Raw genomic sequence first — 24,394 nt, 5'->3', positions numbered from 1 at the left:
GGAATTGCCTCCCTACGTTCGGTTGCATGTCCCCCCACGGCCCCGCCTTCGACTTCGCCGTCGACCTGAGCGCCCACGAGATGCTCCGGCGTACCCACGTCATGGCCGCCCTCGGCCCCGACTGGGACCCGGCGGCTGCGCTGCGCGGCGAGGAGGAGGCGCGGGCACTGCTGTACTCCGGCCTGGACGCGGAGCAGCAGCGCATCTACGACGAGCTGGTGGCGGCCGGTGTGCTCCCGGCCGGGCGTGACGGCGATGCTGCCGCTTGATCCGCAGGCCGACAGGGGACGGCGCGCCTGGGGCGTGGACTGTCCGCACTGCGACGACCGGGGCGCGTGGCGCTATCTGCTGTCCAACACCGGCAGCCTGCTGCACCTGCAGTGCCCCGCGTGCCACCACGTCTGGACACACGAGACCCATTTCGGCGCCACCCGCTCGGCCGGCTGACTCCGCACCGTCCGCGCCTTGTTCCGGTCCACGCCCCGGACGACCCTCTTCGCGGAACGCCGTGGTCAGAAGACCGGCGTTCCGTCCTGCGTCAGCTTCCAGTTGGTGACCGCGAAGTCGGCCGGGTCGAGGCTCTTCTTCGCCGTCACGTAGTCGATCATCAGCTGGCGGATCTCGTTGGTCGAGCTGTACGCGACCGGCGCCGAGGCGATGTGCGGGTATCCGGAACCGCCGTTGGCACGGTAGTTGTTCACCGCCACGACGAAGACCTGGTCGTCGGCCACCGGAGCACCGTTGTAGGTGAGGTTCTTGATCCTCGACCCCTCGGCCTGCGCGATGTCGATCTCGTAGCCGACGCCCGCCGCCGTGTCGTACATGTAGTCCCAGAAGTTGTCGGCGTTCGTGAGGGTGGCGGTGTCCACCTTCGTGCCGGCCGGGACCTGGTGGTAGTACTTCGCCGCGTACTCCAGGTAGTCCTTGAGCTGGGCGCCCGTCAGCTTACGGCCGTAGAGGGTGTTGTCGTAGATGTAGAGCCCGGCGATGTCCTTGATGGTGACGTTGCCCTTGGGGATGTCCGCCGTGCGGGAGAAGGGCGCCGCCATCGAGATGAGCGGGAGGGCCGCGTCGGACGCCGACAGGCCCGCCTTCACGGACTCCATCTGGACCTTGTGGATGAAGTCCATGATGGGGACGTCCTTCCAGCAGGAGTCCGCCGCCGAGAGATCCTCGGTACACGTGCCGACCGCCGTGTTGACGTACTTCACCACCAGCTCGTGGTCGGCCTCCAGGAGCTTCTTGATCTCCGGGTCCTCATCCACGGTGTTGGGGTTGAGGGTCTGCGCCTTCTTGCTCGTCACCTTCCACTGGCCGTGGTGCAGTTCGAGCTCGAAGTCGAAGACGCTGAGGCGGTAGCCCCAGCAGTACGGCTCGGAGAGGAGGACCTCCTCGCCGGTCTCCGCGTTCTTCACCGTGTAGGACGGGACCTCCACGTGGGTGTGGCCGACCAGGATCGCGTCGATGCCGGGCACCTGCTCGGCCACCAGGTTCGACGCGTTCTCGACGTACGGGAGTTCGTCGCCGTACGACGAGGAGCCGTCCAGGCCCGAGTGGTCCGTCAGGAAGACGACGTCACAGCCCAGGGCGCGCAGCCTCGGCACGTACTTCTTCGCCTGCTCCACCAGGCCCGGGAACACCATCTTCCCGCTGACGTTGTCCTTGTCCCACAGGGCGATGCCGGGGTTGGTGAGGCCCAGGATGCCGACCTTGATGTCGGGGGCACCGGGGACGCGTATGCGCTTCACGGTGTACGGCTGGAAGGCCGGGCGGAGTGTCTTCGCGTCCAGCGCGTTGGCGCCCAGCAGCGGGAAGTGGCACTGCTTCTCGAACTTGCGCAGCACCTCGATGCCGTAGTTGAACTCGTGGTTGCCGAGGGCGGCGGCGTCGTAGCGCATGTGGTTCATGGCCACGGCCATCGGGTGCCTGGGGCCCTTCCTGCCGTCGGTGCCGGTGATCGGGTCGACGCGGGCGAAGTAGTAGGCCAGGGAGGTGCCCTGGATGATGTCGCCGGCGTCGACGAGGAGGACGTGGTCCTCGCCCTTGGCCTCGCGCTGCTGCTTGATGAGGGTGGCCACGCGTGCCACGCCCACCGAGTTGCCCGCCTTGTCGGTGTAGGGGGCGTCCTTGTAGTAGTCCCAGTCGAAGACGTGGCTGTGCAGGTCGGTGGTGCCCAGGATGGAGAACGACCAGGTGCGGGGGTGGCAGTCCCGCTTCTCCTCGGCCGCCTGCGCGGGGGCGGCCGCGACGGTCCCCGCGGCGGCGACGGCCGCACCGGTGACGGCCGACTTCTTCACGAACTCGCGGCGGTTCATGGGACTGAGGGGCATGCGAGGCTCCTGGGAGGGGCGTTGACGCGAGCAGATGGGCATACGGTGCGGAGGCTACCCGCGTAGATGCTGCTCGCGCCCGCGATCGCCGGAAACCAGGAAAAGGTCATGTCCGGGTCAAGGATGGGTCAGTGGGCCGGTTACGGGAACAGTGGGGAAACGGCCGGTGTCAGAGGCGGCCGATGAGCCTTATCTCCGGCGGCCACAGCACCCCGCTCGCCATCAGGAGCGAGGGCCCCAGATGCACCGGGCAGACGTGGAGCGGGGGCAGCTGGTACCGGGCCACCTCGAAGACCGCCGGGTCGAAGCAGTCCGTGCCGTCGGCCAGGCCGCCTTCACCGCCGTACGGTCCCCGGCACCGTGCGTTCCGGCGGACGCTCATACTTCGATTGTCCACCGGAACACACGGTCGTGGTTCCTCTACAGGAACGAGTTGATCTCGATCGTCTCGTCCCGGCCCGGGCCCACGCCGATCGCGGAGATCGGGGCGCCGGACATCTCCTCCAGCGCCTTGACGTAGTTCTGGGCGTTCTTCGGCAGGTCGGAGAAGGACTTCGCCTTGGTGATGTCCTCGGACCAGCCGGGCAGCGTCTCGTAGACCGGCTTCGCGTGGTGGAAGTCGGTCTGCGAGTACGGCAGCTCCTCGACGCGCCTGCCGTCGATCTCGTACGCCACACAGACCGGGATCTCTTCCCAGCCGGTGAGGACGTCCAGCTTGGTGAGGAAGAAGTCGGTCAGGCCGTTCACGCGGGTCGCGTAGCGGGCGATGACCGCGTCGAACCAGCCGCAGCGCCGGTCACGGCCGGTGGTCACGCCCCGCTCGCCGCCGATGCGGCGCAGCGCCTCGCCGTCCTCGTCGAACAGCTCGGTCGGGAAGGGACCGGCGCCGACACGGGTCGTGTAGGCCTTGAGGATGCCGATGACGCGGCTGATCTTCGTCGGGCCCACGCCGGCGCCGGTGCAGGCGCCGCCGGCGGTCGGGTTCGAGGAGGTCACGAAGGGGTACGTGCCGTGGTCGATGTCCAGCAGCGTGCCCTGGCCGCCCTCGAACAGGACGACCTTGTCGTCCTCCAGGGCCTGGTTCAGGATCAGCACGGTGTCGGCGACGTACGTCTCGATCTGCTCGGCGTAGCCCAGCAGCTCCTCGACCACCTGGCTCACGGCGATCGCGCGCCGGTTGTAGAGCTTGGTGAGGATCTGGTTCTTGACGTCGAGGGCCGCCTCCACCTTCTGGGTGAGGATCGACTCGTCGTACAGGTCCTGGACCCGGATGCCGACGCGGTTGATCTTGTCCGCGTAGGTCGGGCCGATGCCGCGGCCGGTGGTACCGATCTTGCGCTTGCCGAGGAAGCGTTCCGTCACCTTGTCGACGGTCACGTTGTACGGCGTGATGATATGCGCGTTACCGCTGATCAGGAGCTTGGACGTGTCGACGCCACGCTCGTTCAGACCGCTCAGCTCGGAGAGCAGGACCGACGGGTCGACGACGACGCCGTTACCGATGACCGGCGTACAGCCGGGAGACAGGATTCCGGAAGGGAGAAGGTGAAGTGCGTACTTCTGGTCGCCTACGACGACCGTGTGGCCGGCGTTGTTGCCGCCCTGGTATCGCACTACATAGTCCACCGAGCCACCGAGCAGGTCGGTTGCCTTTCCCTTGCCTTCGTCACCCCACTGAGCACCGAGCAGCACAAGTGCGGGCACGCGCGTACACCCCTTCCGGGCGGGGCATGTCCATGGTCGGGGACGTGGGCGTAAGGTACACCGCCGCGTGCCACAGCGACCGCCGTTGGTCGCACAACCGTCGGACCGGATGCCCCGGAATAGACGAAGCCCCTGGCGCAATAGCGCAAGGGGCTCTTGCACAAAGATGCTACCCGAGGAAGCGAGGCAGGACCGAGGTGGCGACTTTCGCGATGTCCGAACAGCTGCTGGTGATCATCGATCCGGCGGCACGGCAGACGGACGGGGAGTCCGTACGGATCGCGAAAGACGTGCTCAGCGCGGGTGCGGCGGCCAAGGTGTGTCTGCCGGACGGGCCGGAGGAATTCGCCCGCGCACTGGGCCGCAGGGGTTCGAGACGGCCGGTGGTGGTGGGGGACGACCGGGCGCTGGTCCGGACCGTCACCCTGCTGTACCGCCGGCGGGAGCTGGCCGGATGTGCGCTGTCGGTGGTCCCGGTGGGTGAGACGTCCGTCGCCCGGTCCCTGGGCGTACCGGGCGGAGCGGTGGCGGCGGCGCGGGCGGTGCTGGACGGGGTCGAGCGGCGCCTGGACCTGCTGGTCGACGACAGCGACGGGGTCGTCCTGGGCGCGCTGGGCATCCCGCCGGAGCCGGTGCGGGCGGCTGCCGCACAGCCGGTGCCCGTGGGTTCGGGCCGGGCCTGGTACCGCTCCCTGGCCCGCACCCTGGCCCCCCGCCCGCCCCGGCTCCCCGCCATTCCGGCCCCCGGGCCGTCCCGGCTGCGGGTCGAGGTCGACGGGGAGACGGTGGTGGATCTGGGCCAGCCCGTGCAGGCGGTGTCGGTGACGCCGGGCACGGGCGGTGTGGCCGAGGTGGAGGTACGCCCGCTGTCGGTGGGCGCGGAGGCGACGCCGCTCAGGGCCTCAGGGCGCGCGGTCACGGTGGTGGGCACGGACTTCCGCTACCGCGCGGATGCGGCGGTGTCGGGGCCGGTACGGCGGCGTACATGGCGTGTGCTGGAGGACGCCTGGGGACTGGTGCTGCCGTCGCCGTAAACCCACCCGCGCGCCCCCCAATGGTCTGGTGACAAATATTTAACCGCGCCGACCCCTTCCCGTGCACCCGTGTCGTCCACCATCCTGCTCCATCAGGACCCAGCGACCGGATACTGAGGGGGCCACCCGATGGCAGTGGACGAGGGCGTCGCTCCGGCGGCGGGCACGGCGGACGGCGAAACGGTTCACCGGCTGAAGCCCAACGCAGTGGGCCTGCTCGGCGTGGTGTTCATGGCCGTCGCCACCGCCGCGCCGATCACCGCGATGACCGGCAACGTGCCGTTCATGGTGTCGGCCGGCAACGGGATCGGGGCACCCGCGAGCTATCTCGTGGCAATGGTCGTCCTGGCAATCTTTTCCGTGGGTTTCACATCGATGGCGAAGCACATCACGTCCACCGGCGCGTTCTACGGATTCATTTCGTACGGGCTCGGCCGGACCGCCGGTCTCGCCTCCGGGCTGCTCGCGACCTTCGCGTACGCCGTCTTCGAACCGGCCCTGATCGGCATCTTCTCCACCTTCGCCACGACCACCCTGAAGGACCAGACGGGCGTGCACGTGCCCTGGTGGGCCTTCGCGGTCCTGATGCTCACGATCAACGCGACCGGCACCTGGTTCGGGATCAGCGTCGCCGAGAAGCTGCTGGTGGCGCTGCTGGCGACCGAGGTGACCGTGCTGGCGGCCATGGCGGTGTCCGTCGCCTTCCACGGCGGCGGCCCGCACGGGTTCACCTTCGCGCCGGTCGACCCGGTCAACGCCTTCAAGGGCACGTCCGCCGGCCTCGGGCTCTTCTTCGCCTTCTGGTCCTGGGTCGGCTTCGAGTCGACCGCGATGTACGGCGAGGAGTCCCGCGATCCGAAGAAGATCATCCCCAAGGCTACGATGATCAGCGTCCTGGGCGTCGGCGTCTTCTACGTCTTCGTCTCCTGGATGGCCATCACCGGCAACGGCGAGGCCGAGGCCGTGAAGGCGGCGTCCTCCGCGAACCCGCTCGCGATGTTCTTCCACCCCACCGAGCGCTATGTCGGCCACTGGGCCGTCGACGTCATGCAGTGGCTGATGATCACCGGCTCACTGGCCTGCGGCATGGCCTTCCACAACTGCGCAGCCCGCTATCTGTACGCGCTCGGGAGGGAGGGTGTCCTGCCGTCGCTGAAGCACACCGTCGGCCGCACCCACACCCGGCACGGCTCGCCGCACATCGCCGGCCTGGTGCAGACGGTCGTCAGCGCGGTGCTGATCGGCGCCTTCTGGATCGCGGGCAAGGACCCGTACACCGGCACGTACGTGCTGCTCGCCATCCTCGGCACCATGGCGATCCTCGTCGTCCAGGCCGTGTGCTCCTTCGCGGTGCTCGCGTACTTCCGCTCCCACCACCCCGAGAGCCGCCACTGGTTCCGTACCTTCACCGCACCGCTCGTCGGCGGCGTCGCGATGCTGGCCGTCGTGGCGCTGCTGGTGTCCAACATGGGTGCGGCGGCCGGGCCGGAGTCCGGGTCGGCCGTGCTGAAGGCGACACCGTGGCTGGTGGGCCTGGTCGCGGCGATCGGGGTCGGGTACGCGCAGTATCTGAAGCGGCGGTCTCCGGAGCGGTACGCGTTGTTGGGGCGGACGGTGCTGGAGGAGACGAAGGAACGCTGAGCAGGCAAGCCACCGGCGGTCTTCGATCGGAATCGGTCGGCGATCAGCGAAACGGGTGATCAACCGACCTCGACGCTCAGCCCCTTCAGCCCCCGGATCACAAAGTTCGGCTTCCGCTGCGGCTCCGCAGCCAGGGCCAGGTTCGGGGCCTGCTTCAAGAGGGCCGTCATCGAGGCGGCCAGCTCCATGCGGGCCAGCGGTGCGCCGATGCAGTAGTGGATCCCCGCGCTGAAGGAGATGTGCGGGTTGTCGGTGCGGGTGAGGTCGAGCCGCTCGGGGTTGTGGAAGACCTCGGGGTCGTGGTTGGCGGAGCCGAAGAGCATGGCGATCTCCGCGCCGCGCGGGATCGTCGTGCCGTCGATCTCGATGTCGTCCAGCACCCAGCGTTCGAAGAGCTGGAGCGGAGTGTCGTAGCGCATCAGCTCCTCGATCGCGGAGGGGATCAGAGAGTGGTCGGCGCGCAGGGCGGCCAGCTGGGCGGGGTTGCGGAACAGCGCCCACCATCCGTTCACCGTGGCGTTGACCGTGGCCTCGTGACCGGCGTTGAGCAGCAGGACCGCCGTGGAGATCATCTCCTGCTCGGTCAGCCGGTCGTCGTCCTCGTCATGGGCAGCGATCAGGCCGGAGATGAGATCCTCCCCCGGCTCCTTGCGGCGGGCCGCGATCAGCTCGCGCAGGTACTCCGAGAACTCCACCGAGGCACGGACCGCCTTCGCGGCCGTCTCCTCCGACGGGTTCAGCTCGTACATCCCGCAGATGTCCGCCGACCAGGGGCGCAGCTGGGCGCGGTCCCCCTCCGGGATGCCGAGCATCTCGGCGATCACCGCCACCGGCAGCGGTTCCGCCACGTCGGTCAGCAGATCACCGCCGCCGTTGCGGACGAGCGCGCCCACCAGGTCGCTCGCCAGTGCGCGGACGTACGGCGTGAGCCGCTCCACCGTGCGCGGCGTGAACGCCTTCGACACCAGGCGCCGGATCCGGGTGTGGTCCGGCGGCTCCAGGTCGAGCATGCCGTGGTCGTTGAGGGTGTGGAACGGCTCGTGCTCCGGCGGGGGCGGGGTCCGGCCGAACTCCTCGTCACAGAAGCGGTGCTGATACGTCCGCCCCAGCCGGCGGTCCCGGAGCAGCGCCGAGATGTTCGCGTGGTGCGGGACCAGCCACTGGTCGGTCGGCTCGTACCGGATCACCCGGCCGCGTGCGCGCAGCTCGGCGTAGGCCGGGTACGGGTCGGCGAGGAACGCCGGGTCCCAGGGGTCGAAACCGAGGTCGTGAGAGCCTGCCATGCGGGGAAGCTAACCCGCCGGACCGGGGTCTGGCCAGGGATGCTCAACGCCGGCCTGCGTAGAGGAAGTCGTAGTAGCCCTTCCCGCCGACGAGGACGGACGTGACATGCACCGGCAGGCCCTCGGCGTCGCGCGGGATCTCCTGGGAGGTCTGCCGGGTGAAGCCCAGGGACACGCCGGGGATCACGGGGGACTCGGGCCGGGACCGGTCGACCCACCATCCCCGCGCGGTGGCGCGGCGGAACAGCTCCTCCGCGGGTGTGCCGAAGACGTCGTCCCCGTTGAGCAGGACCCGGGTGCCAGAGGTCCGGCCCTCACCGGGCCACCACAGCTCGATCGCCGTCACCGTGGGGCTGCTCTCCAGCAGGGCCTGTACGCCCACGCCGTCCAGGGACCAGGAGGCCCGCGCCGAAATCCGGCGCCTGGACAATCTGGGCTCACCCCAGCCGGACACCGCCGCGACCGCCTCGTCCAACGTCATGCCCAGACACAGCGGGGCGACTCCGTGCGGTGGGTCGAGTACGAGATCCATGGTCAGGCCACGACCTCCGTGCTCACCAGGACGTACTGGAACCCGGCGTCGTCGAAGTTCACCACGAACCTCCCCGGGGGTCGCTCGGCTCCCTGGCGATGGCTGACGCGGCCCAGCGCCGGCGCGATCCATCCATGTGTACTCCTTACGTCATCTGTACTCCTTACGTCACCTGACGTACCGTCAGCCCGGCGTCACCAGTCGCGCCTCGTACGCGAACACCGCCGCCTGGGTGCGGTCTCTGAGGCCCAGCTTCACCAGGACGCGGCTCACGTGGGTCTTGATGGTCGACTCGGCCACCACCAGCCGCTCGGCGATCTCCGCGTTCGACAGCCCCTGGGCGATCAGGACCAGGACCTCCGTCTCCCGTTCCGTCAGCTCGCCGTAGGCCGCCTGGGCCGCGGGGATCAGGCGCGGGGTGTCGGACAGGCGTGAGAACTCCGTGATCAGGCGTTTGGTGACCGAGGGGGCGAGGAGGGCCTCGCCTGCCGCCACCACCCTGACCCCGTCGGCAAGTTGACGGGCCGAGGCGTCCTTCAGGAGGAAGCCGGAGGCACCCGCGCGCAGGGCCTGGTACACATACTCGTCCAGGTCGAAGGTCGTCAGGACCAGCACCTTCGCCTCCGCGTCCGCCGCCACGATCTCCCGGGTCGCCTCGATGCCGTTCAGCTCGGGCATGCGGATGTCCATCAGGACGACGTCCGGGGCCAGTTCACGGACCTTGTCCACCGCCTCCCTTCCGTTGACGGCCTCGCCGACGACTTCGATGTCCGGCATCGCGTTCAGCAGGACCGAGAAGCCCTCGCGGACCATCATCTGGTCGTCCGCGATCAGTACGCGGATCGTCATGCCCCACCCTCGATCGCCGTGCCCGCGGCCGGCACCGGCAGGAACACCGTCACCTCATAGCCGCCCTCCCCGGTCGGGGCCGTCGTCATCTCACCGTTCAGCATGGAGACTCGTTCCCGCATACCGGTGATGCCGTGACCGGCGCCCGGCGAGGGCTGGACGAGGTGCGGTGCGGGCGGCGGGCCGTTGACTATGCGCAGGCCCAGGCCGCCGAGGACATAGCCGATCTCCACGCGGGCACTCGCTCCCGGTGCGTGCCGCAGGGTGTTGCTGAGGGCCTCCTGAACGATCCGGTACGCCGACAGCTCGACCCCCTGCGGCAGTTCACGCACCGCGCCGGTCACCGCCTTGTCGACCGTGAGGCCGGCCTCCCGCACATTGGCCAGCAGCCCGTCCAGGTCGGCCAGGGTCGGCTGCGGGGCGTCCGGGGCCTCGTAGTCCTCGGCACGGACCACTCCGAGGACCCGGCGCAGCTCGGTCAGGGCCGCCACCGCGTTCTCCCGGATGGTGACGAACGCCTTCTCCAGCTCCTCCGGCGGGTTCTCCACCCGGTAGGGCGCGGCCTCCGCCTGGATGGCCACCACCGACATGTGATGGGCGACCACGTCATGCAGCTCACGGGCGATGGTCGTGCGCTCCTCCAGCAGCGTGCGCCGCGAGCGCTCGTGCGCGGTCACCGTCTGCTGCGCGGTCACCTCCCGCTCGGCCTGCCGGCGTATGTGCCGGACCGTGACGGCCAGCAGGATGAATGCCGAGAGGATCAGCATGGGGGACACGTCGGTCTCGTAGTGGTCGGAGCCGAAGGCGGCATCGAACCAGACGCCGTACACCGCGGTGAGCGCCCACATCCAGGCCGCGGTGCGCGGGCGGGTGCGCAGTGCCACGACGGCGAGCACCGTCAGGTGGGAGACGAAGCTGCTCGGCAGCCACGGCCAGCTGTCCCAGTCGCTGCCGGTGACCGCGGTGGCGGTGGTCGCCGCGAGCGACAGCCAGAACGCCCCGGCCGGACGCGCCAGGGTCAGCAGCACCGGGACCAGCGCCAGCAGCGCGCGCAGCAGGGCCCTGAGCCCCCCGTAGTTGTCCGCGAAGCCGACGAGCGCCGCCAGCACGCCCACGGCTGCCACCGTCGCGTGCGGGGCCCAGGCCGCGTACTCCCTCATCCGGCCGGGCAGCCGGCGGGTGAGCGGGCCGTCCACGGACATGGGCGGCAGCGGCCGGTAGGCGAAGGGGTTCCGGCAGAGGTCCTGCCGCAGCCCGCGCAGGGCGTCCGCGGCGAGCCGGAACTCCGGGCTGCGCGGCCGGCCGGCCGGCCCCTGCGGAGTCGTCTGCGTGTGCGTCGTCTGGGTCACGTACGCAACGGTAGGCGGGGGCGGGGCCCCGGTCGTCACCTTGCAGAGGGGTCCTCGTGGATCCCTCTCAGGTACTACGGGTCTCCGCAGGGTCCGGTGAGGGACCGGTGGCTTTCAACGGCCGCCGGGGCGGACCAGGCCGGACTCGTAGGCGAAGACCGCCGCCTGGGTGCGGTCGCGCAGGCCCAGCTTCACCAGGATCCGGCCCACGTGCGTCTTCACGGTCTGCTCGGCCACGACCAGCCGCTCGGCGATCTCCGCGTTCGACAGGCCCTGGGCGATCAGCGCCAGTACCTCCGTCTCCCGTTCGGTGAGGTCACCCACGCGCTGCTTGAGCGGGGCCCGGGGACTGCCGTCCAGGCGGGAGAACTCGGCGATGAGGCGGCGGGTGATGCCGGGTGCCAGCAGGGCGTCACCCGCGGCCACGACCCGTACCGCCTCGGCCAGCTGGTCCGCGGAGGCGTCCTTGAGCAGAAAGCCGGAGGCCCCGGACCGCAGCGCCTCGTACACGTACTCGTCCAGGTCGAACGTGGTCAGCACCAGCACCCTGACGGCCGGGTGGTCGGCCGTGATCCGGCGGGTCGCCTCGATGCCGCCGAGTTCGGGCATCCGGATGTCCATCAGCACCACGTCCGGCGCCAGTTCGGCGGTCCGGGCGATCGCGTCGCGGCCGTCCACCGCCTGTCCGACCACCTCGATGCCGGGCTGGGTGTTGAGCAGCACGGTGAAGCCCTGCCGGACCATCTGCTGGTCGTCGGCGATGAGTACGCGGATGGTGCCGGCGCCGCTCGTCATGGGGTCGGTTCTCCTGTCGGGGCTCGGTGCTCGGTGCTCGGTGCTTGCCGGGTCGGGTGCAGTGGGACGAGGGCCGGGGTCGGGGTCAGGGCGGCCCAGGAGGTGGCGGTCCCGTCGGTTCGGGGGCGTCGCCCCGGGGGAGGAACGCCACCACCACGAAGCCGCCGTCCCGGGCCGGCTTCGCCTCGACACTCCCGCCCAGCATCGCCGCCCGCTCCCGCATGCCCAGCAGGCCGTGACCGCCGCCCGGGGTCGGCAGGGCCGGACGGCTGGGGCGGGAGTTGCTGACACTCAGGTATATGCCGTTGGGGAAGTGGGCGATGTCCACGCGCACCTTCGCGCCCGGCGCGTGCCGCAGGACGTTGCTCAGCGCCTCCTGGACGATCCGGTACGCGGACAGCTCCACCCCGGGTGAGTAGCCACGGGGGTCGCCCTCCTCGGCCTTCACCACGTCCACGCCCGCCGCCCTGGTGTTCTCGAGCAGGGAGTCCAGACGGGCGAGGTTCGGCTGCGGGGCGTCGGGGGCCGGGCCGGTACCGGGAGCGGACAGGCGAGAGATGTGCTCGGCCTCCGGTTCGTCAGGGCTCTCGGAACGCAGGACGCCGAGCACGCGGCGCAGCTCGGTCAGGGCCTCCAGGGCGTTGTTGCGGATACCCGCGAGGTTCTCCTTGAGCTCCTCCGTGGGGTTCTCCACCAGGAGGGGAGCCACCTGGGCCTGGATGGAGATCACCGACATGTGGTGGGCGACCACGTCGTGCAGCTCCCGGGCGATACGGCTGCGCTCCTCCAGGAGGGTGCGACGGGCCCGCTCCTCCGCCGTGATCGTCGTCTGCTGGACCAGTTCGGTACGGGCCTCGCTCCGACTGCGCAGGGCGGCGCCGATGACGGTGGCGACGGCGAACAGGCCGATCGCCACCTTTCCCGTCGGGGTGTAGAGCCGCGCTCCTATGCCGCCCTCGATGAGGAAGGTGACCAGGGCGGTGGCGCCGAGCGCGGCAACCGTGCCGCGGACGCGGGCGCGCAGGGCGAGGAGCAGTAGTACCACCATGTGGGCCAGCAGAACGGGCGTTGACCAGGGCCAGGTCGGACTGGACAGCTGAAGCAAGGGCGCCATCATCTGCTGCCGGGCGAGCAGCGCGGTGACAGCGGCGGCTGCCAGCGACAAGGCCCAGGCGGGGGCGGGGCGCCACAGGGCCAGGACGATGGCGGCGCCCTGCAGGGACGTGCACAGGAGGGCCACGGCGGTGGCGAGGCCGTAGCTGTTGGACAGCTCCTCGGCGCCCGCGCCGAGTATGGCCAGGGCCGCATAGAAGGTCAGCAGATAGGTGAGCAGCCGGAGCCAGCGGTACTTGGAGAAGGGGGGCGACTGGGAGGAGGGGTTCTCCCCCAGCCAGGCACGGAGGCGGGCGGCACGGGAAGGAGGAGTGGCCGGGCCGGACTCGTCCTCGGCCGGGGAGTCGGGTGAGGTCGCGGGCGGGGCGCCGTCGGGGTGCTCGGTCGGGTTCTCGGGTTCCGCGGACATCACGGACGTCACTCTAGGCATGGTGCGGGGACCTCGCTGGCGGCACATGGCGGCGGACCACGTGCGACGTACGGTCGCGGGGGCGGCGGGGGCCCTGCTCGTGGTGCCGGAAGGCCGTCCAGCACAGGGCCAGGGTCAGGGTGAAGACAGGGAGCCAGGCAAGGCGGGAGGCCACCCAGGTGAGGGAGTCGGGGGTGGTGTGCAGGCCGGGCAGGCGGCCGGCCAGGAGCGCCGTCGCCGTGGTGGCCATCATGGCCGTCTGGTGCCAGAGGAAGATCGTCATCGCGGAGAGGTTGACGAAGGCCGTCGCCGCCCAGGCCAGGGGCCGGGTCATCGCGCGGCGCAGACGGTCACGGAGCAGGAGGGCGAGGCCGCACTGGGCCAGGCCGAAGGTGACGGCCGCCAGGGTCGGGGGGTTGAGGTTGGATATCGGCGCGCCGGGGACGCCGACCATGGACGCCGGGTAGCCCGCGCAGGTGATGAGCAGGGCCGTGGCCGCCGTACCGCCGAGCAGCAGGGCCCGGCCCGAGCGGCGGCTCGTCAGCTCGCCCCGGGCCCAGGCGGCGCCCAGGGCGTACGGGACCAGCCAGCCCGCCGGCAGGTTCAGCCAGCCGAGCCAGGACGGGCCGAGGTGCAGGCCGAAGCGGAGCAGGTCCACGTGCAGGACGACGGCGAGCGGCCAGAGTGGGTTGAGGCGCGCGACGAGGGGGGTGGCGGCCGTGAGCGCGGCGAAGACCAGCAGGAACCACAGCGGGGACAGCGCCAGTGTGAGCAGCGTGTGGATCGTGGACAGGGGCGTGCCGGTGAGGAGGAGGGTCACCGTCGCCGCCGTCCACAGGGTGAGCAGCGCGGCCACCGGGCGCAGGAGACGGGTCAGACGGGCCCGCAGCCAGGCGGCGTAACTGGCGCCTTGGTTGCGGGCCGAGGCCAGGCTGCGTGTCGCCACCTGGCCGCCGACCAGGAAGAACACGGCCAGTGTCTGGAAGAGCCAGGAGACCGGGGCGAGCCAGGGCATGTGCTGCAGCGGGCTCGCCGTGTGCAGGCCTCCGTCCTGTGCGACCAGCGCCGTCACCAGCCAGTGGCCGAGGACGACACCGAGGATCGCGAGGGCGCGCAGGGCGTCGATCGCACGGTCCCGGGATGCGGGGGTGGCGGTGTCGACCTGGTGGGCGGCTCGGCGCAGGGCGTGCAGGGGTGCGCGGAGGGCTGTGCGGAGGTTGGGCCGCGGGGCGTGGGGGGTGGTGCGGTGCGCGCTTGCGGTCTGCTCAGGCACGGGTCACCTCCGAGGTTTCGCCGAGGGTGATCCGGGCCAGGTTGGCGAGGGAGGCCGAGCCCGGGGTGAAGTAGCCGCTGTGGTCGGTGCCGGCCGCGTCGAAGACCCGGGCGCCGAAGGCGCGGGAGACCGGGTCGGTGCCGAAGCCGAAGGTGGTGCCGAAGAGGTGGGCGCGGACGTGCGGCACGTGCTCCACCCAGTCGTCGCTGCCGCGGGCCGCCCAGATCCGGGCGCGGGTGTGCAGGGCGGCGGCCGAGTCGGCGCCGGTGCCGGGGCTGCCGACCAGGGCGATGTCGTCCGCGTCCAGGCCGGGGGCGGCTTTGCCGCAGACGACCGAGCCGTAGGAGTGGCAGAGCAGGGAGATGTGTGTCCGGGGCGGGGTTGCCGCACGCAGCTGGCGTACGAAGGCGCGCAGGCGGGGGGCGGCTTCGTCGGCGCGGGTGGTGGTGGTCACCGTGCTGCTGACGGTGGCCGGGGTCGCGTAGCCGAGCCAGGCGATGACGGCGACGTGGGTGTGCCGGGGTGCGCGGTGGGTGAGGTCCGTGTAGAGGGCGGTGGCCGCCTTGTGGAAGCGGGCGTAGGTGTCCAGGGAGGTGTCCGAGCCGGGGACCAGGACCGCGAGGTGGTCGGCGTGGGCGAGGTCGCCGAGGACCTCGGTGGCCTGGCCTGCGCCTCGGCCGTCGAAGATGAGGAGGTGACGGGACGGGGAGGCGAGTGCCTGGTCGGCGGTGGCGCGGTGGGGGGCGCCGTGGGTGGCTGCCATGCGGGCGGCCTGGGCGGCGTCGGCCCGGTTGGTCTCGTAGGTGGTGGGGAGGGTGGTGGCGGTGAGCGGGGGGAGGGTCGCGGGGGTGGGGGCGGGGATCTGGGGGCGGGCCGCGCCGGAGAGGGGGGCGGCTATGGCTGCGGTGAGGAGGGTGGCGAGGAGGGTGCGGCGCCATTTCTCCGGGCGGCGGGTGGGGCGGGGGCCGTCGGGGTTCGGGGGCGGGTCGTGCGGGTGGCCCTCGTGGGACGGGATCGCCGTCGGCGGCTGCCCGTTCGCGGGAAGAGAGGCTGTGGTCCGGGGCGGCTGTGTATGCGTCGGGTGGTCGGCGTGCCCCATGGGCGGGTTCCTTTCAGGTCGCCCGGCCATCGGGCTTCTCCGGAAAGGAAGTTAGGGATCGGGGGCTGTCGTCGGCGTCCCGCCAGGGAGCTGTCCTGCGGGGTAGCTCTCAGGTACTACGGGTATCACCGGGTGCCGGACACGAGCCGTCACCACGCCAGTTGGGCGATCTCCTCCGCCACCACCGCGCACGCGTCCGCCGCCGGGTCGATCAGCGGGAAGTGGCCCACGTCCTCCAGCAGCGTCAGGCCCACGACCTCCCCGGCCTTCGCCGCCGCGTCCGCGTAGGACTCGGCCACCGCCTGCGGCACCACCCGGTCCGTACGCCCCTGGACGAGCGTCGTCGCGATGCCCGTCGGGAGGAGCAGGACGGGGTCGGCGTAGGGGCGGCGCCCGGCGAACGCGTCGTGGCCGCCGAGGAGTTGCAGGCTGGCGTTGCCGCACACGTCCAGTTTCTCGGCGACCTCGAAGTCCGCGATCGGGGCGAGCGCGACGACCCCGCGCAGCGGCGCCGGCCGGCCGGTGCGCCAGGGTGCGTCCGCGGGCAGGACGTGGCGGGCCGCGGCCCACAGGGCGAGGTGGCCTCCGGCCGAGTGGCCCGTCAGCACGGTGCGGCGCGGGTCGGCCTGCGGGAGCGCCTCGCGGATCAGGGCGGGGAGGGCGTCCAGGGCGGCCGCGACGTCGTCGAAGGTGTCGGGCCAGCGGCCGGCCGCAGGGGTGGCGTCATCCCCGTCGCCCGTGCTTGGTCCGGGGACCAGGGGCTCGCCGCCGCGCCGGTACTCGACGTTGGCCACCGCGAAGCCCCTGCGGGCCAGGCAGTCCGCGAAGGGCGTGATGTGACGCCGGTCGTAGCGGGCGCGCCAGGCGCCGCCGTGCAGGACCACCACCACCGGGGCCGGCGCGTCCGACGCGGTCCGGGGTGCGTAGAAGTCGATCACCTGGTCGGGGTGGCTGCCGTACGCGGACGTGACGTCGGGGTCGACCGGGGGGTGCGAGAAGGCCGACTCCTCCTCGGCGGCAGCGCGGGCTGCTGCGGCGTCGTCCGGCATGCTTCAACCTCTCAGCGATGGAACGCGTCCGGCGGACCCAGTAAGACGGACCAGGTGGAGACAATCGGCCGTCGGCGGGACGGTACCAGGCCGGTGACGTGCGCGGACACGGACGTCCGCGGTGCCTCTGGACCGACGCCACGCGGCGGAGCGACGGTCGTTCAGCAGCTTCCGCACAGCGGCACGGTCACCACGCTGCCGGCCCGCGCAGATCCCCGCGGGGCCGCGCGAGCAGACGGCTGCGCGGGAACGGACGCGGGTGCAGCGGCGGCGGCCCTCCCGCGTCCGTGGCCTGCCCGGGGCGCCTACGCCCCGCCGAGCACCTCCCCCAGCACCCGCGCCGCCCGCTCCACGTCCGCGAACCCCACGTACAGCGGTGTGAAACCGAAGCGGAGGACGTCGGGTGCCCGGAAGTCACCGACCACCCCCCGCCCGATCAGCCGCTTCATGGCATCCCCCGCGTCCGCGCACCGCAGCGCCACCTGACTGCCGCGCTCCTCATGGGCCACCGGCGTCAGACACTCGACGCGCCCCTCGGGCACATACGCCGCGACGCACTCCAGGAAGAAGTCGGTCAGCGCCAGCGACTTGGCGCGCACCGCGTCGACCGGCACCCCGTCCCAGACCTCCAGCGCCGCTTCCAGCGCCAGCATCGACAGGATGTCCGGCGTGCCCACGCGCCCCCGCAGCGCACCGGGCGCCGGGGCGTACCCCGGCCGCATCCCGAAGGGCTCCGCATGCGAGTTCCAGCCCGGAAGCGGGGAGTCGAAGCGGTCCTGGAGCGAGCGGCGGACGTACAGGTACGCCGGTGAACCGGGGCCGCCGTTCAGGTACTTGTAGGTGCAGCCGACCGCGAGGTCGACGCCGTGCTCGTCCAGGCCCACCGGCAGCGCGCCGGCACTGTGGCACAGGTCCCAGACCGCGAGGGCACCGGCGGAGTGGACGGCCGACGTCAGCGACGGCAGGTCGTGGAGGCGGCCGGTGCGGTAGTCGACGTGGTTGAGCAGCACCGCGGCCGTACGGCCGGTCAGCGCGGCGGGCACCTCGGCCGGGGTCACGGCACGCAGGGTGCGGCCGGTCATGCGGGCCGCCGACTCGGCGATGTAGCCGTCCGTGGGGAACGTCGTGGCGTCCACCAGGATCTCGGTGCGGTCCTCGCCCGCCATCCGTACCGCCGCGACCAGTGCCTTGAAGACGTTGACGCTGGTGGAGTCGCCGACGACGATCTGCCCGGCCGCCGCGCCGACCAGCGGGGCGATCCGGTCGCCGATCCGCTCCGGCGCCGTCCACCAGCCGCTCTCCTCCCAGGAGCGGATGCGCAGCTCGCCCCACTGCCGGCGGACGACGTCCGCCACGCGGTCGGGTACCTGCGCGGGCAGGGCACCCAGGGAGTTCCCGTCCAGGTAGACGACGTCGTCGAGGTGGAAGCGGTCCCTGAGCGGCGCCAGCTGGTCCGCCGCGTCCAGCTTCTCCGCCCGCAGGAAAAGCTCAGACATGGGACCTCGCCGTCCACAGCTCCGGGAACACGTTCTTGCGGGCGCGCTTCTCCAGCCAGGCCACGCCGGCCGAACCGCCCGTGCCGGGCTTGGCGCCCATCGCGCGGCGGGTGGCGACCAGGTGGTCGTTGCGCCAGCGCCAGACCAGTTCGGCCACGTCGGTCAACGCCTCGCCGAGCCGGGCGAGTTCATCGCCCTCGTCCCCCGCGTAGACGGCGGTCCAGGCCGCCTCCACGGCGTCCGAGTGCTCGTAGCGCCCGGAGACGTCCCGGCGCAGGACCGAGGCCGGGATCGGGTGGCCGCGGCGGGCGAGGAGGCGTACGACCTCGTCGTACAGGCTCGGCTCGTGCAGGGCCTTCTCCAGTTCCGCGTGGACGCGCGGGGCGCCGCGGTGCGGGACGAGCATGGACGCGGACTTCTCGCCGAGCAGGAACTCCATGCGGCGGTACATCGCCGACTGGAAGCCGGAGCCCTCGCCGAGGGCGCTGCGGTACGCGTTGAACTGCGCCGGGGTGAGCTGGCCGAGCGGCTTCCAGGAGGCGTTCAGCGCCTCCAGCTCCCGTACGGAACGCTTCAGCGCGGCGATCGCGGTCGGTACGTCGTCCGAGCGCAGGGCGTTCGCCGCGGTCTCCCACTCGTGCACGATGACCGTGAACCACAGCTCCATGACCTGGGTCGTCACCAAGAAGACCATCTCTCCGGGATCGTCGGAGAGGGTGTGCTGGAGATGGGTGAGCACGTCCGCCTTGACGTAGTCCTCGTACGGCGTCGTACCCGCGAAGTCGAGATGCGGGGTCTCGGGCTCGGCCTCGGGAAGGGGATGAGCCTGTTGGGACATCGCTGTCTCCTGTTGTTACTCCGGGTAGCGGTCCGCCCCTGCCGATTCCGGCACGGGGGCCCCGGTCCCCACCCGGAATCCTCCGCAATCGCCTCGGCTACGGCAAGGCCCGTCTGCTGCCAGACGGGCCACACCGGTGACTGCCGTCGGCTAGCCCAGGGTCTGGGCCGCCGTCGGCGAGGAGTCCTTCAGGAACTGCGAGCAGCGCTCGTACTCCTCCTGCTCGCCGATCGCCTGCGCGGCACGGGCGAGGGCGTGCAGGGCCCGCAGGAAGCCGCGGTTCGGCTCGTGCTCCCAGGGGACCGGGCCATGGCCCTTCCAGCCGCCTCGGCGCAGGGCGTCCAGGCCGCGGTGGTAGCCCGTACGGGCGTAGGCGTACGACTCCACGACCGCGCCGCGCTCGAACGCGTCGTCGGCCAGCTGGGCCCAGGCGAGGCAGGAGGTGGGGTACTTGGCGGCGACGTCCGCCGGCGCGGTGCCCTGCGCGAGGAGCTCACGGGGTTCCGGGTCGTCGGGGAGGTGGGTGGGAGGCGGGCCGCCGAGGAGGTTCTGGTGAATCGTCATGGGTTCAGTTTCCCGCACAGGCGCATATGCGGGCCCGCCCCGCGGGGAACCGACGGCCGAAAGCCGCCCCTAGCCACCCCTCAGCTCCCCCTCCAGGGGCGGCGTCGTCACATTGCCGTGGGTCCGGCACTCCGGGCGCAGGCAGCCCCGGGACGGCCGTCGGACCAGGGTGAACGCGAGGGCCGAGCCCAGCAGCAGCGTCCCCGCCAGCATGGGCATCGCCCGGTCGAACGCCGCGTCGAACGCCGTGGGCAACCGGTAGGCCTCCGGCCCCATCCCCGCCAGCAGAGGCAGCGCCGCGACCGCGATCAGGCCCGCCGCCCGGGCCGCCGCGTTGTTGATGCCGCTGGCCAGGCCCGCCCGGGTGGCGTCGACAGAGGCGAGGACCGTGGCCGTCAGCGGGGCCACCAGGGTGACCATCCCCGCCCCCATCACCAGCAGCGCCGGCAGGACGTCCGTCAGGTAGTCCGCGTCCGGCCCCACCCGCAGCATCAGCAGCATCGCCGCCGCGCAGAGCAGTGGGCCGACGGTCAGCGGCAGCCGGGGCCCCGTGCGGTCGGCCAGGGCGCCGGAGCGGGCGGAGAACAGGAGCATCAGGGCCGTGACCGGCAGCAACGCCGTACCGGCCGCCAGCGGTGAGTAGCCCGCCACCACCTGGAGCTGCAGCGCGGTGAGGAAGAAGAAGCCGCCGAACGCCGCGTACACGCACAGGGTGACCAGATTGACCGCCGTGAACCGGCGCGAGGCGAAGATGTCCGGCGGGAGCATGGGGTCGGGGCGGTGGCGTTCGACGTACACGAAGGCCACCGCCGCGGCCAGGCCCGCCACCCCCGTCAGGGGCACCGCCAAGGAGCCCGACCGCGCCTCGATCAGCGCGTACGTCAGCAGCGCCAGCGCCAGGGCGCCCAGCATCGCGCCGAGGACGTCGAAGCGGCCCCCGCGGTCCCCGGCGGACGACTCCGGCACATGCCGCACCGCGACCGGCACGCACAGCAGCGCCAGGGGGACGTTCAGCAGGAACACCCAGCGCCAGCCGGGACCGGCCACCAGCCAGCCGCCCAGGAACGGGCCGACCGCCGCGCCGATCCCGCCGAAGCCGGACCACAGGCCGACGGCCCGGCTCCGGTCGTCGGGGTGGAAGGACGCCTGGATGAGCGCGAGGGAGCCGGGGGTGAGGAGCGCGCCGCCGACGCCCTGCAGGGCACGAGCGGCGATCAGCACCGGCGGGTTCGGCGACAGGCCGCACAGCAGGGACGCCACCGCGAACCACACCACGCCCAGCACGAAGACCTTCCGGCGGCCGTGGCGGTCCCCCAGGGAACCGCCCAGCAGGATCAGACCGGCCAGCGTGACCATGTACGCGTTGACCGTCCACTGCAGCGCGGCCAGGCTCGCGTCCAGGTCGCGGCCGATGCGCGGGAGCGCCACGTTGACGACGGTGGAGTCCAGCATGGCCATGCTGGAGCCGAGGACCGTGGTGAGCAGGATCCACTTGCCCTGGGGCGAGGCCAGCCGGACGTCGGGCACGTCCCCAGGTATACAGCGGGCCCGGCGGCAAGGACAGCCGCCGGGCCCACCGCGAGGACGTACCGCTTACTTGATCTTGTTGCCCGCCGAGCGCAGGTTCTGCGTGGCCTCGACGACACGCGCGGCCATGCTCGCCTCGGCCAGCTTGCCCCAGGTGCGCGGGTCGTAGGCCTTCTTGTCGCCGACCTCGCCGTCGACCTTCAGGACGCCGTCGTAGTTCTGGAACATGTGGGCGGCGACCGGACGGGTGAACGCGTACTGGGTGTCCGTGTCCAGGTTCATCTTCACGACGCCGTTCTCCAGCGCGGTGAGGATCTCCTGCTCGGTGGAGCCGGAGCCGCCGTGGAAGACGAAGTCGAACGGGGACGCCTTGCCGAACTTGGCGGCCACGCCGTCGTTCAGCTCCTTCAGCAGGTCGGGGCGGAGCACGACGTTGCCCGGCTTGTACACGCCGTGCACGTTGCCGAAGGAGGCGGCCAGCAGGTAGCGGCCCTTCTCACCCAGGCCGAGGGCCTCGGCGGTGCGGATCGCGTCCTCGACCGTCGTGTACAGGGAGTCGTTGATCTCGTGCGAGACGCCGTCCTCCTCGCCGCCGGTCGGGGTGATCTCCACCTCCAGGATGATCTTGGCGGCGCGGGTGCGCTCCAGCAGCTCCTGGGCGATGGCGAGGTTGTCGGCGAGGGTCTCGGCGGAGCCGTCCCACATGTGGGACTGGAAGAGCGGGTTCCTGCCGGCCTTCACCCGCTCCTCGGAGACCGCGATCAGCGGACGTACGTACCCGTCGAGCTTGTCCTTCGGGCAGTGGTCGGTGTGCAGCGCGATGTTGACCGGGTACTTCTCGGCGAGGATGTGCGCGTACTCGGCGAGGGCGACCGCGCCGGTCACCATGTCCTTGCTGTACTGGCCGCCGAGGAACTCGGCGCCGCCGGTCGAGATCTGGACGATGCCGTCGCTCTCCGCCTCCGCGAAACCGCGCAGCGCCGCGTTCAGGGTCTGGCTCGAGGTGACGTTGATGGCCGGGTAGGCGAACTTGCCTGCCTTCGCCCGGTCGAGCATCTCGTTGTAGACCTCGGGGGTTGCGATGGGCATCTGTCCGCTCCTTGGTGTTGCGGGTCGGCTTGGTGCGTTACGGCCCTGACCTAGACCTGGGGGTTCGACGTCGTCGTCGGCCCCATCTTTCCAGACATGGACCGCTGGTCCATGCGCCGGTCAAGTCCAGGTCAATCCCGCGTGTCAGTCCAGACCCAGTTCATCCTTCGAGAAGGCGAACCGGTACGGAACACCCGCGCCGGCCTCGATCTTCTCGGCGGCGCCGGTCGCCCGGTCCACGATGGTCGCGACGGCGACGACCTCCGCGCCGGCCTCGCGCACGGCCTCCACCGCGGTGAGCGGGGAGCCGCCGGTGGTGGAGGTGTCCTCGACCACGAGCACGCGCCGCCCCGCGATGTCCGGGCCCTCCACGCGCCGCTGCAGACCGTGCGCCTTCGCGGCCTTCCGTACGACGAACGCGTCGAGCTTCTTCCCGCGGGCGGCGGCGGCGTGCAGCATGGCCGCGGCGACCGGGTCGGCGCCCATGGTGAGGCCGCCCACCGCGTCGAAGTCCAGGTCGGCGGTGAGATCCAGGAGCACCTGGCCGACCAGCGGGGCGGCCTCGCCGTCGAGGGTGATGCGGCGCAGGTCGACGTAGTAGTCGGCCTCCAGACCCGACGACAGGGTCACCTTGCCGTGCACCACGGCCTTGTCCTTGATCTGCTGCAGCAGCGCGCCACGTACGTCCGTCATGCCGACCAGCTTAAGGGCGCCGCCAGCTCCAGGTCGTCGTCGCCTCCAACGGCTCCAGCGGGGTGACCAGGCGCGGAAGGGTGTTCAGGCCGTTCGGCGGACCGGTCTGCGGCTCCACGCACACAGCCTCGGCCTGCTCGTCGTAGACGACCACCCACTCCTCTCGGCTGGCCACTCTCAGCTCCAGCTGCCCCGGCCAGGTGAGGGTGACGTCGACGCCGCCGGGCATGCCGAAGCAGTCGTCCCAGGGGCCGGGCTCCGGGTCGATCCGGTTGCCGGTCGGCAGATGGTCGTCCCCGCGTTCCTCCTGCCAGGCGGGCTTGAAGTCGAGCGTGACGTCCTCGCCGCCGAGGTTCCGGTTGAACCACGGATGCCAGCCGATCTGCGCCGGGAAGGAGTCGTCGTACGTCTCCACGGACATCGTCAGCGTCAGGCTGTCCTCGGCGAGCACGACGCTCTGGGTGACGCGGCCGGGGTGCGGCCAGGGGGCGACCAGCTCGTACGTCATCACCGCCTCGTTCTCCGAGGCGCGCGCGGTGCGCCAGGCGCCGTCGCGGGCGGTGCCGTGGATGGCGTGGGGCGGGGAGTTGAGCGGCATCTGACGGACGGTGCCGCCGTCCAGGAAGCGGCCGTCCCGGGTGCGGCCGCACCAGGGCACCATCGGGAAGCAGCCGTAGTGGGGGCCTTGCCTCAGCAGTTCGAGGGAGCCGAGCCTGAGGCTGCCGATACGGCCGCCGTTGGCGGGGCTGACGAGAACTTCCGCCTCGCCCGCGGTCAGCGTGATGTCTTCGTTACTCACGGGAAGAGGCTACTGGGGAAGGGTGCGCTTGTGGTCGGCGGCGGCGCCGTCGTGGCTGGTCGCGCAGTTCCCCGCGCCCCTGCACGCGCTTTTCGCTCAGCGGCGTTTGCGCAGTGCCCTTCCTGCGACGATCGCCGACGCCACGACCAGCGCCGCCGCCGGTGCCGCCCAGCGCAGTGCCGAGGTCGCTGTCACCGTCTGCGGGGCCGGAACCGGTGCGTAGCGCCCCCGCGGAGGCGCGTGGTCGACCTCCTCGGCGCTGCGGCCGATCATCGTCCGGCGCGCGTGCGCGGCCTCGGCGGGCGGCTCACCGGTGTCGGCGAAGTCCTCCGAGAGACGGTCGGCGGCCGACTCCTGCTCCTGCTGCCGCTGGGCCCGCTCCTCCGCCCGCTCCGCCTGCTCCGAAGCCTCCGTCGGCTTCTCCGGGCTCTCCGGGCTCTCTGCCAGGTTCTCCACGAAACGGTTCAGCAGACGGGTCGCCGCCGCGCTCACCGCGTCCGGCGGGAGTTCCGCGATGCGGCCGTCCGCCGCCGCCGTGCCCTCGGCCGTGACCGTCGTACCGCCCCCGGTGCCCGCGAGGCGCAGGGTGAGGGTGAGTTTCACGGCACCGGTGCCGCGGGCCTCGGTGGCTTCGGCCTCGACGGCGTACGTGCCGTCCTCCCGGGCCACCACCCGTGCCGAGCCGCGGTAGGTGACGGAGTGTCCGCCGACGCGCAGTTTCAGGCGTCCGGCGACGGGTTCGGCACCGGCGTCCTGTTGCAGGCCGGGGATGGCGCGGGCGACCTGGGCGGGATCGGCGAGGGCGGCCCTGAGCGGCTCGACCGGGACCGGGACGAAGACCTGGTGCTCCATGTCCGCTGAGCCTACCCAGGTGTGACCGGAAAGTACCCTCACGGAAACCGGCTCCTCACCACCGGCTGCCGGTCCG

Annotated in this window: 24 protein-coding genes; 4 read left to right on the top strand and 20 right to left on the bottom strand. The window is 71.6% G+C overall.

All coding sequences use genetic code 11. From position 1 onward, the window contains the following. Nucleotides 1-26 precede the first annotated feature (26 nt). On the top strand, nt 27-269 hold the full coding sequence (locus ABZ624_RS18775; RefSeq protein WP_360089585.1) for a DUF6400 family protein: 243 nt from the start codon (nt 27-29) through the stop codon (nt 267-269). Beyond that, nucleotides 256-447, top strand: a complete 192-nt coding sequence (locus tag ABZ624_RS18770; protein ID WP_360089582.1) for a hypothetical protein — start codon at nt 256-258, stop codon at nt 445-447. The genes ABZ624_RS18775 and ABZ624_RS18770 overlap by 14 nt, the downstream gene beginning before the upstream one ends. A 65-nt stretch (nt 448-512) precedes the next feature. Here ABZ624_RS18770 and ABZ624_RS18765 read toward each other — a convergent pair whose 3' ends face one another. The 3 genes from ABZ624_RS18765 to ABZ624_RS18755 all read right to left on the bottom strand — a co-directional run bounded on the left by ABZ624_RS18765 (nt 513) and on the right by ABZ624_RS18755 (nt 4,034). Further along, nucleotides 513-2,330, bottom strand: a complete 1,818-nt coding sequence (locus tag ABZ624_RS18765) for a 5'-nucleotidase C-terminal domain-containing protein (RefSeq protein WP_360089579.1) — start codon at nt 2,328-2,330, stop codon at nt 513-515. A 169-nt stretch (nt 2,331-2,499) separates the two neighbouring features. After that, nucleotides 2,500-2,712 carry a hypothetical protein gene (locus ABZ624_RS18760; protein ID WP_360089576.1) on the bottom strand — a complete coding sequence of 71 codons (213 nt, stop codon included), beginning with the start codon at nt 2,710-2,712 and terminating at the stop codon, nt 2,500-2,502. A gap of 38 nt (nt 2,713-2,750) precedes the next feature. Then, nucleotides 2,751-4,034 (bottom strand): adenylosuccinate synthase, encoded by a 1,284-nt coding sequence (locus tag ABZ624_RS18755; RefSeq protein WP_360089573.1) that lies wholly within the window; start codon nt 4,032-4,034, stop codon nt 2,751-2,753. A 212-nt stretch (nt 4,035-4,246) separates the two neighbouring features. Between ABZ624_RS18755 and ABZ624_RS18750 the strand changes: the two genes are divergently transcribed. Together ABZ624_RS18750 and ABZ624_RS18745 are read left to right on the top strand one after the other, a co-directional pair. Beyond that, on the top strand, nt 4,247-5,068 hold the full coding sequence (locus ABZ624_RS18750) for a diacylglycerol kinase (protein ID WP_360089570.1): 822 nt from the start codon (nt 4,247-4,249) through the stop codon (nt 5,066-5,068). 129 nt (nt 5,069-5,197) lie between these two features. After that, on the top strand, nt 5,198-6,709 hold the full coding sequence (locus ABZ624_RS18745; RefSeq protein ID WP_360089567.1) for an APC family permease: 1,512 nt from the start codon (nt 5,198-5,200) through the stop codon (nt 6,707-6,709). A gap of 59 nt (nt 6,710-6,768) precedes the next feature. On the opposite strand, the gene ABZ624_RS18740 is transcribed toward ABZ624_RS18745, so the two are convergent. The 17 genes from ABZ624_RS18740 to ABZ624_RS18660 form a co-directional block, all read right to left on the bottom strand. Then, nucleotides 6,769-7,992 carry a cytochrome P450 gene (locus ABZ624_RS18740; protein ID WP_360089564.1) on the bottom strand — a complete coding sequence of 408 codons (1,224 nt, stop codon included), beginning with the start codon at nt 7,990-7,992 and terminating at the stop codon, nt 6,769-6,771. A 43-nt stretch (nt 7,993-8,035) separates the two neighbouring features. Next, on the bottom strand, nt 8,036-8,524 hold the full coding sequence (locus tag ABZ624_RS18735; protein WP_360089561.1) for a hypothetical protein: 489 nt from the start codon (nt 8,522-8,524) through the stop codon (nt 8,036-8,038). A gap of 183 nt (nt 8,525-8,707) precedes the next feature. Then, entirely contained in the window at nt 8,708-9,373 is a 666-nt protein-coding gene (locus ABZ624_RS18730) for a response regulator transcription factor (protein WP_360089558.1), read from the bottom strand. Then, nucleotides 9,370-10,722, bottom strand: coding sequence for a histidine kinase (locus tag ABZ624_RS18725; protein ID WP_360089555.1), 1,353 nt, complete (start codon nt 10,720-10,722; stop codon nt 9,370-9,372). The genes ABZ624_RS18730 and ABZ624_RS18725 overlap by 4 nt, the downstream gene beginning before the upstream one ends. 114 nt (nt 10,723-10,836) lie before the next feature. Then, entirely contained in the window at nt 10,837-11,517 is a 681-nt protein-coding gene (locus ABZ624_RS18720; protein ID WP_360089552.1) for a response regulator transcription factor, read from the bottom strand. An 85-nt stretch (nt 11,518-11,602) separates the two neighbouring features. Continuing rightward, a complete protein-coding gene (locus tag ABZ624_RS18715) occupies nt 11,603-13,039 on the bottom strand; it encodes a sensor histidine kinase (protein ID WP_360090027.1) in 1,437 nt (478 codons plus the stop codon). A 13-nt stretch (nt 13,040-13,052) separates the two neighbouring features. After that, complete coding sequence (locus tag ABZ624_RS18710) at nt 13,053-14,231, bottom strand: acyltransferase (protein ID WP_360090024.1); 1,179 nt, start codon at nt 14,229-14,231, stop codon at nt 13,053-13,055. 73 nt (nt 14,232-14,304) lie between these two features. Beyond that, complete coding sequence (locus ABZ624_RS18705; RefSeq protein WP_360089549.1) at nt 14,305-15,411, bottom strand: alpha/beta hydrolase; 1,107 nt, start codon at nt 15,409-15,411, stop codon at nt 14,305-14,307. A 149-nt stretch (nt 15,412-15,560) separates the two neighbouring features. Continuing rightward, on the bottom strand, nt 15,561-16,460 hold the full coding sequence (locus ABZ624_RS18700) for an alpha/beta hydrolase (protein ID WP_360089546.1): 900 nt from the start codon (nt 16,458-16,460) through the stop codon (nt 15,561-15,563). A 305-nt stretch (nt 16,461-16,765) separates the two neighbouring features. Further along, the gene (gene kynU / locus ABZ624_RS18695; protein WP_360089543.1) at nt 16,766-17,956 is read right to left on the bottom strand and encodes a kynureninase; all 1,191 of its coding nucleotides are present in this window, start codon (nt 17,954-17,956) and stop codon (nt 16,766-16,768) included. After that, complete coding sequence (locus ABZ624_RS18690; protein WP_360089540.1) at nt 17,949-18,794, bottom strand: tryptophan 2,3-dioxygenase family protein; 846 nt, start codon at nt 18,792-18,794, stop codon at nt 17,949-17,951. The genes kynU and ABZ624_RS18690 overlap by 8 nt, the downstream gene beginning before the upstream one ends. Nucleotides 18,795-18,944: 150 nt before the next feature. Continuing rightward, nucleotides 18,945-19,358 carry a DUF3151 domain-containing protein gene (locus ABZ624_RS18685; RefSeq protein WP_360089537.1) on the bottom strand — a complete coding sequence of 138 codons (414 nt, stop codon included), beginning with the start codon at nt 19,356-19,358 and terminating at the stop codon, nt 18,945-18,947. 69 nt (nt 19,359-19,427) lie between these two features. Further along, nucleotides 19,428-20,885 (bottom strand): MFS transporter, encoded by a 1,458-nt coding sequence (locus ABZ624_RS18680; protein WP_360089534.1) that lies wholly within the window; start codon nt 20,883-20,885, stop codon nt 19,428-19,430. A 66-nt stretch (nt 20,886-20,951) separates the two neighbouring features. Next, complete coding sequence (gene fbaA / locus ABZ624_RS18675) at nt 20,952-21,974, bottom strand: class II fructose-bisphosphate aldolase (protein ID WP_360089531.1); 1,023 nt, start codon at nt 21,972-21,974, stop codon at nt 20,952-20,954. Between the two features lie 144 nt (nt 21,975-22,118). Continuing rightward, nucleotides 22,119-22,667 carry an orotate phosphoribosyltransferase gene (gene pyrE, locus ABZ624_RS18670; protein WP_360089528.1) on the bottom strand — a complete coding sequence of 183 codons (549 nt, stop codon included), beginning with the start codon at nt 22,665-22,667 and terminating at the stop codon, nt 22,119-22,121. A gap of 10 nt (nt 22,668-22,677) precedes the next feature. Further along, entirely contained in the window at nt 22,678-23,466 is a 789-nt protein-coding gene (locus tag ABZ624_RS18665) for an aldose 1-epimerase (RefSeq protein ID WP_360089525.1), read from the bottom strand. A 96-nt stretch (nt 23,467-23,562) separates the two neighbouring features. Then, a complete protein-coding gene (locus ABZ624_RS18660; RefSeq protein WP_360089522.1) occupies nt 23,563-24,318 on the bottom strand; it encodes an SRPBCC domain-containing protein in 756 nt (251 codons plus the stop codon). Between the last annotated feature and the right edge of the window lie 76 nt (nt 24,319-24,394).

It is taken from the genome of Streptomyces sp. NPDC007205, assembly GCF_040634095.1.
Classification (GTDB): Bacteria; Actinomycetota; Actinomycetes; order Streptomycetales; family Streptomycetaceae; genus Streptomyces.
This window is presented reverse-complemented; position numbering and strand designations above follow the sequence as displayed.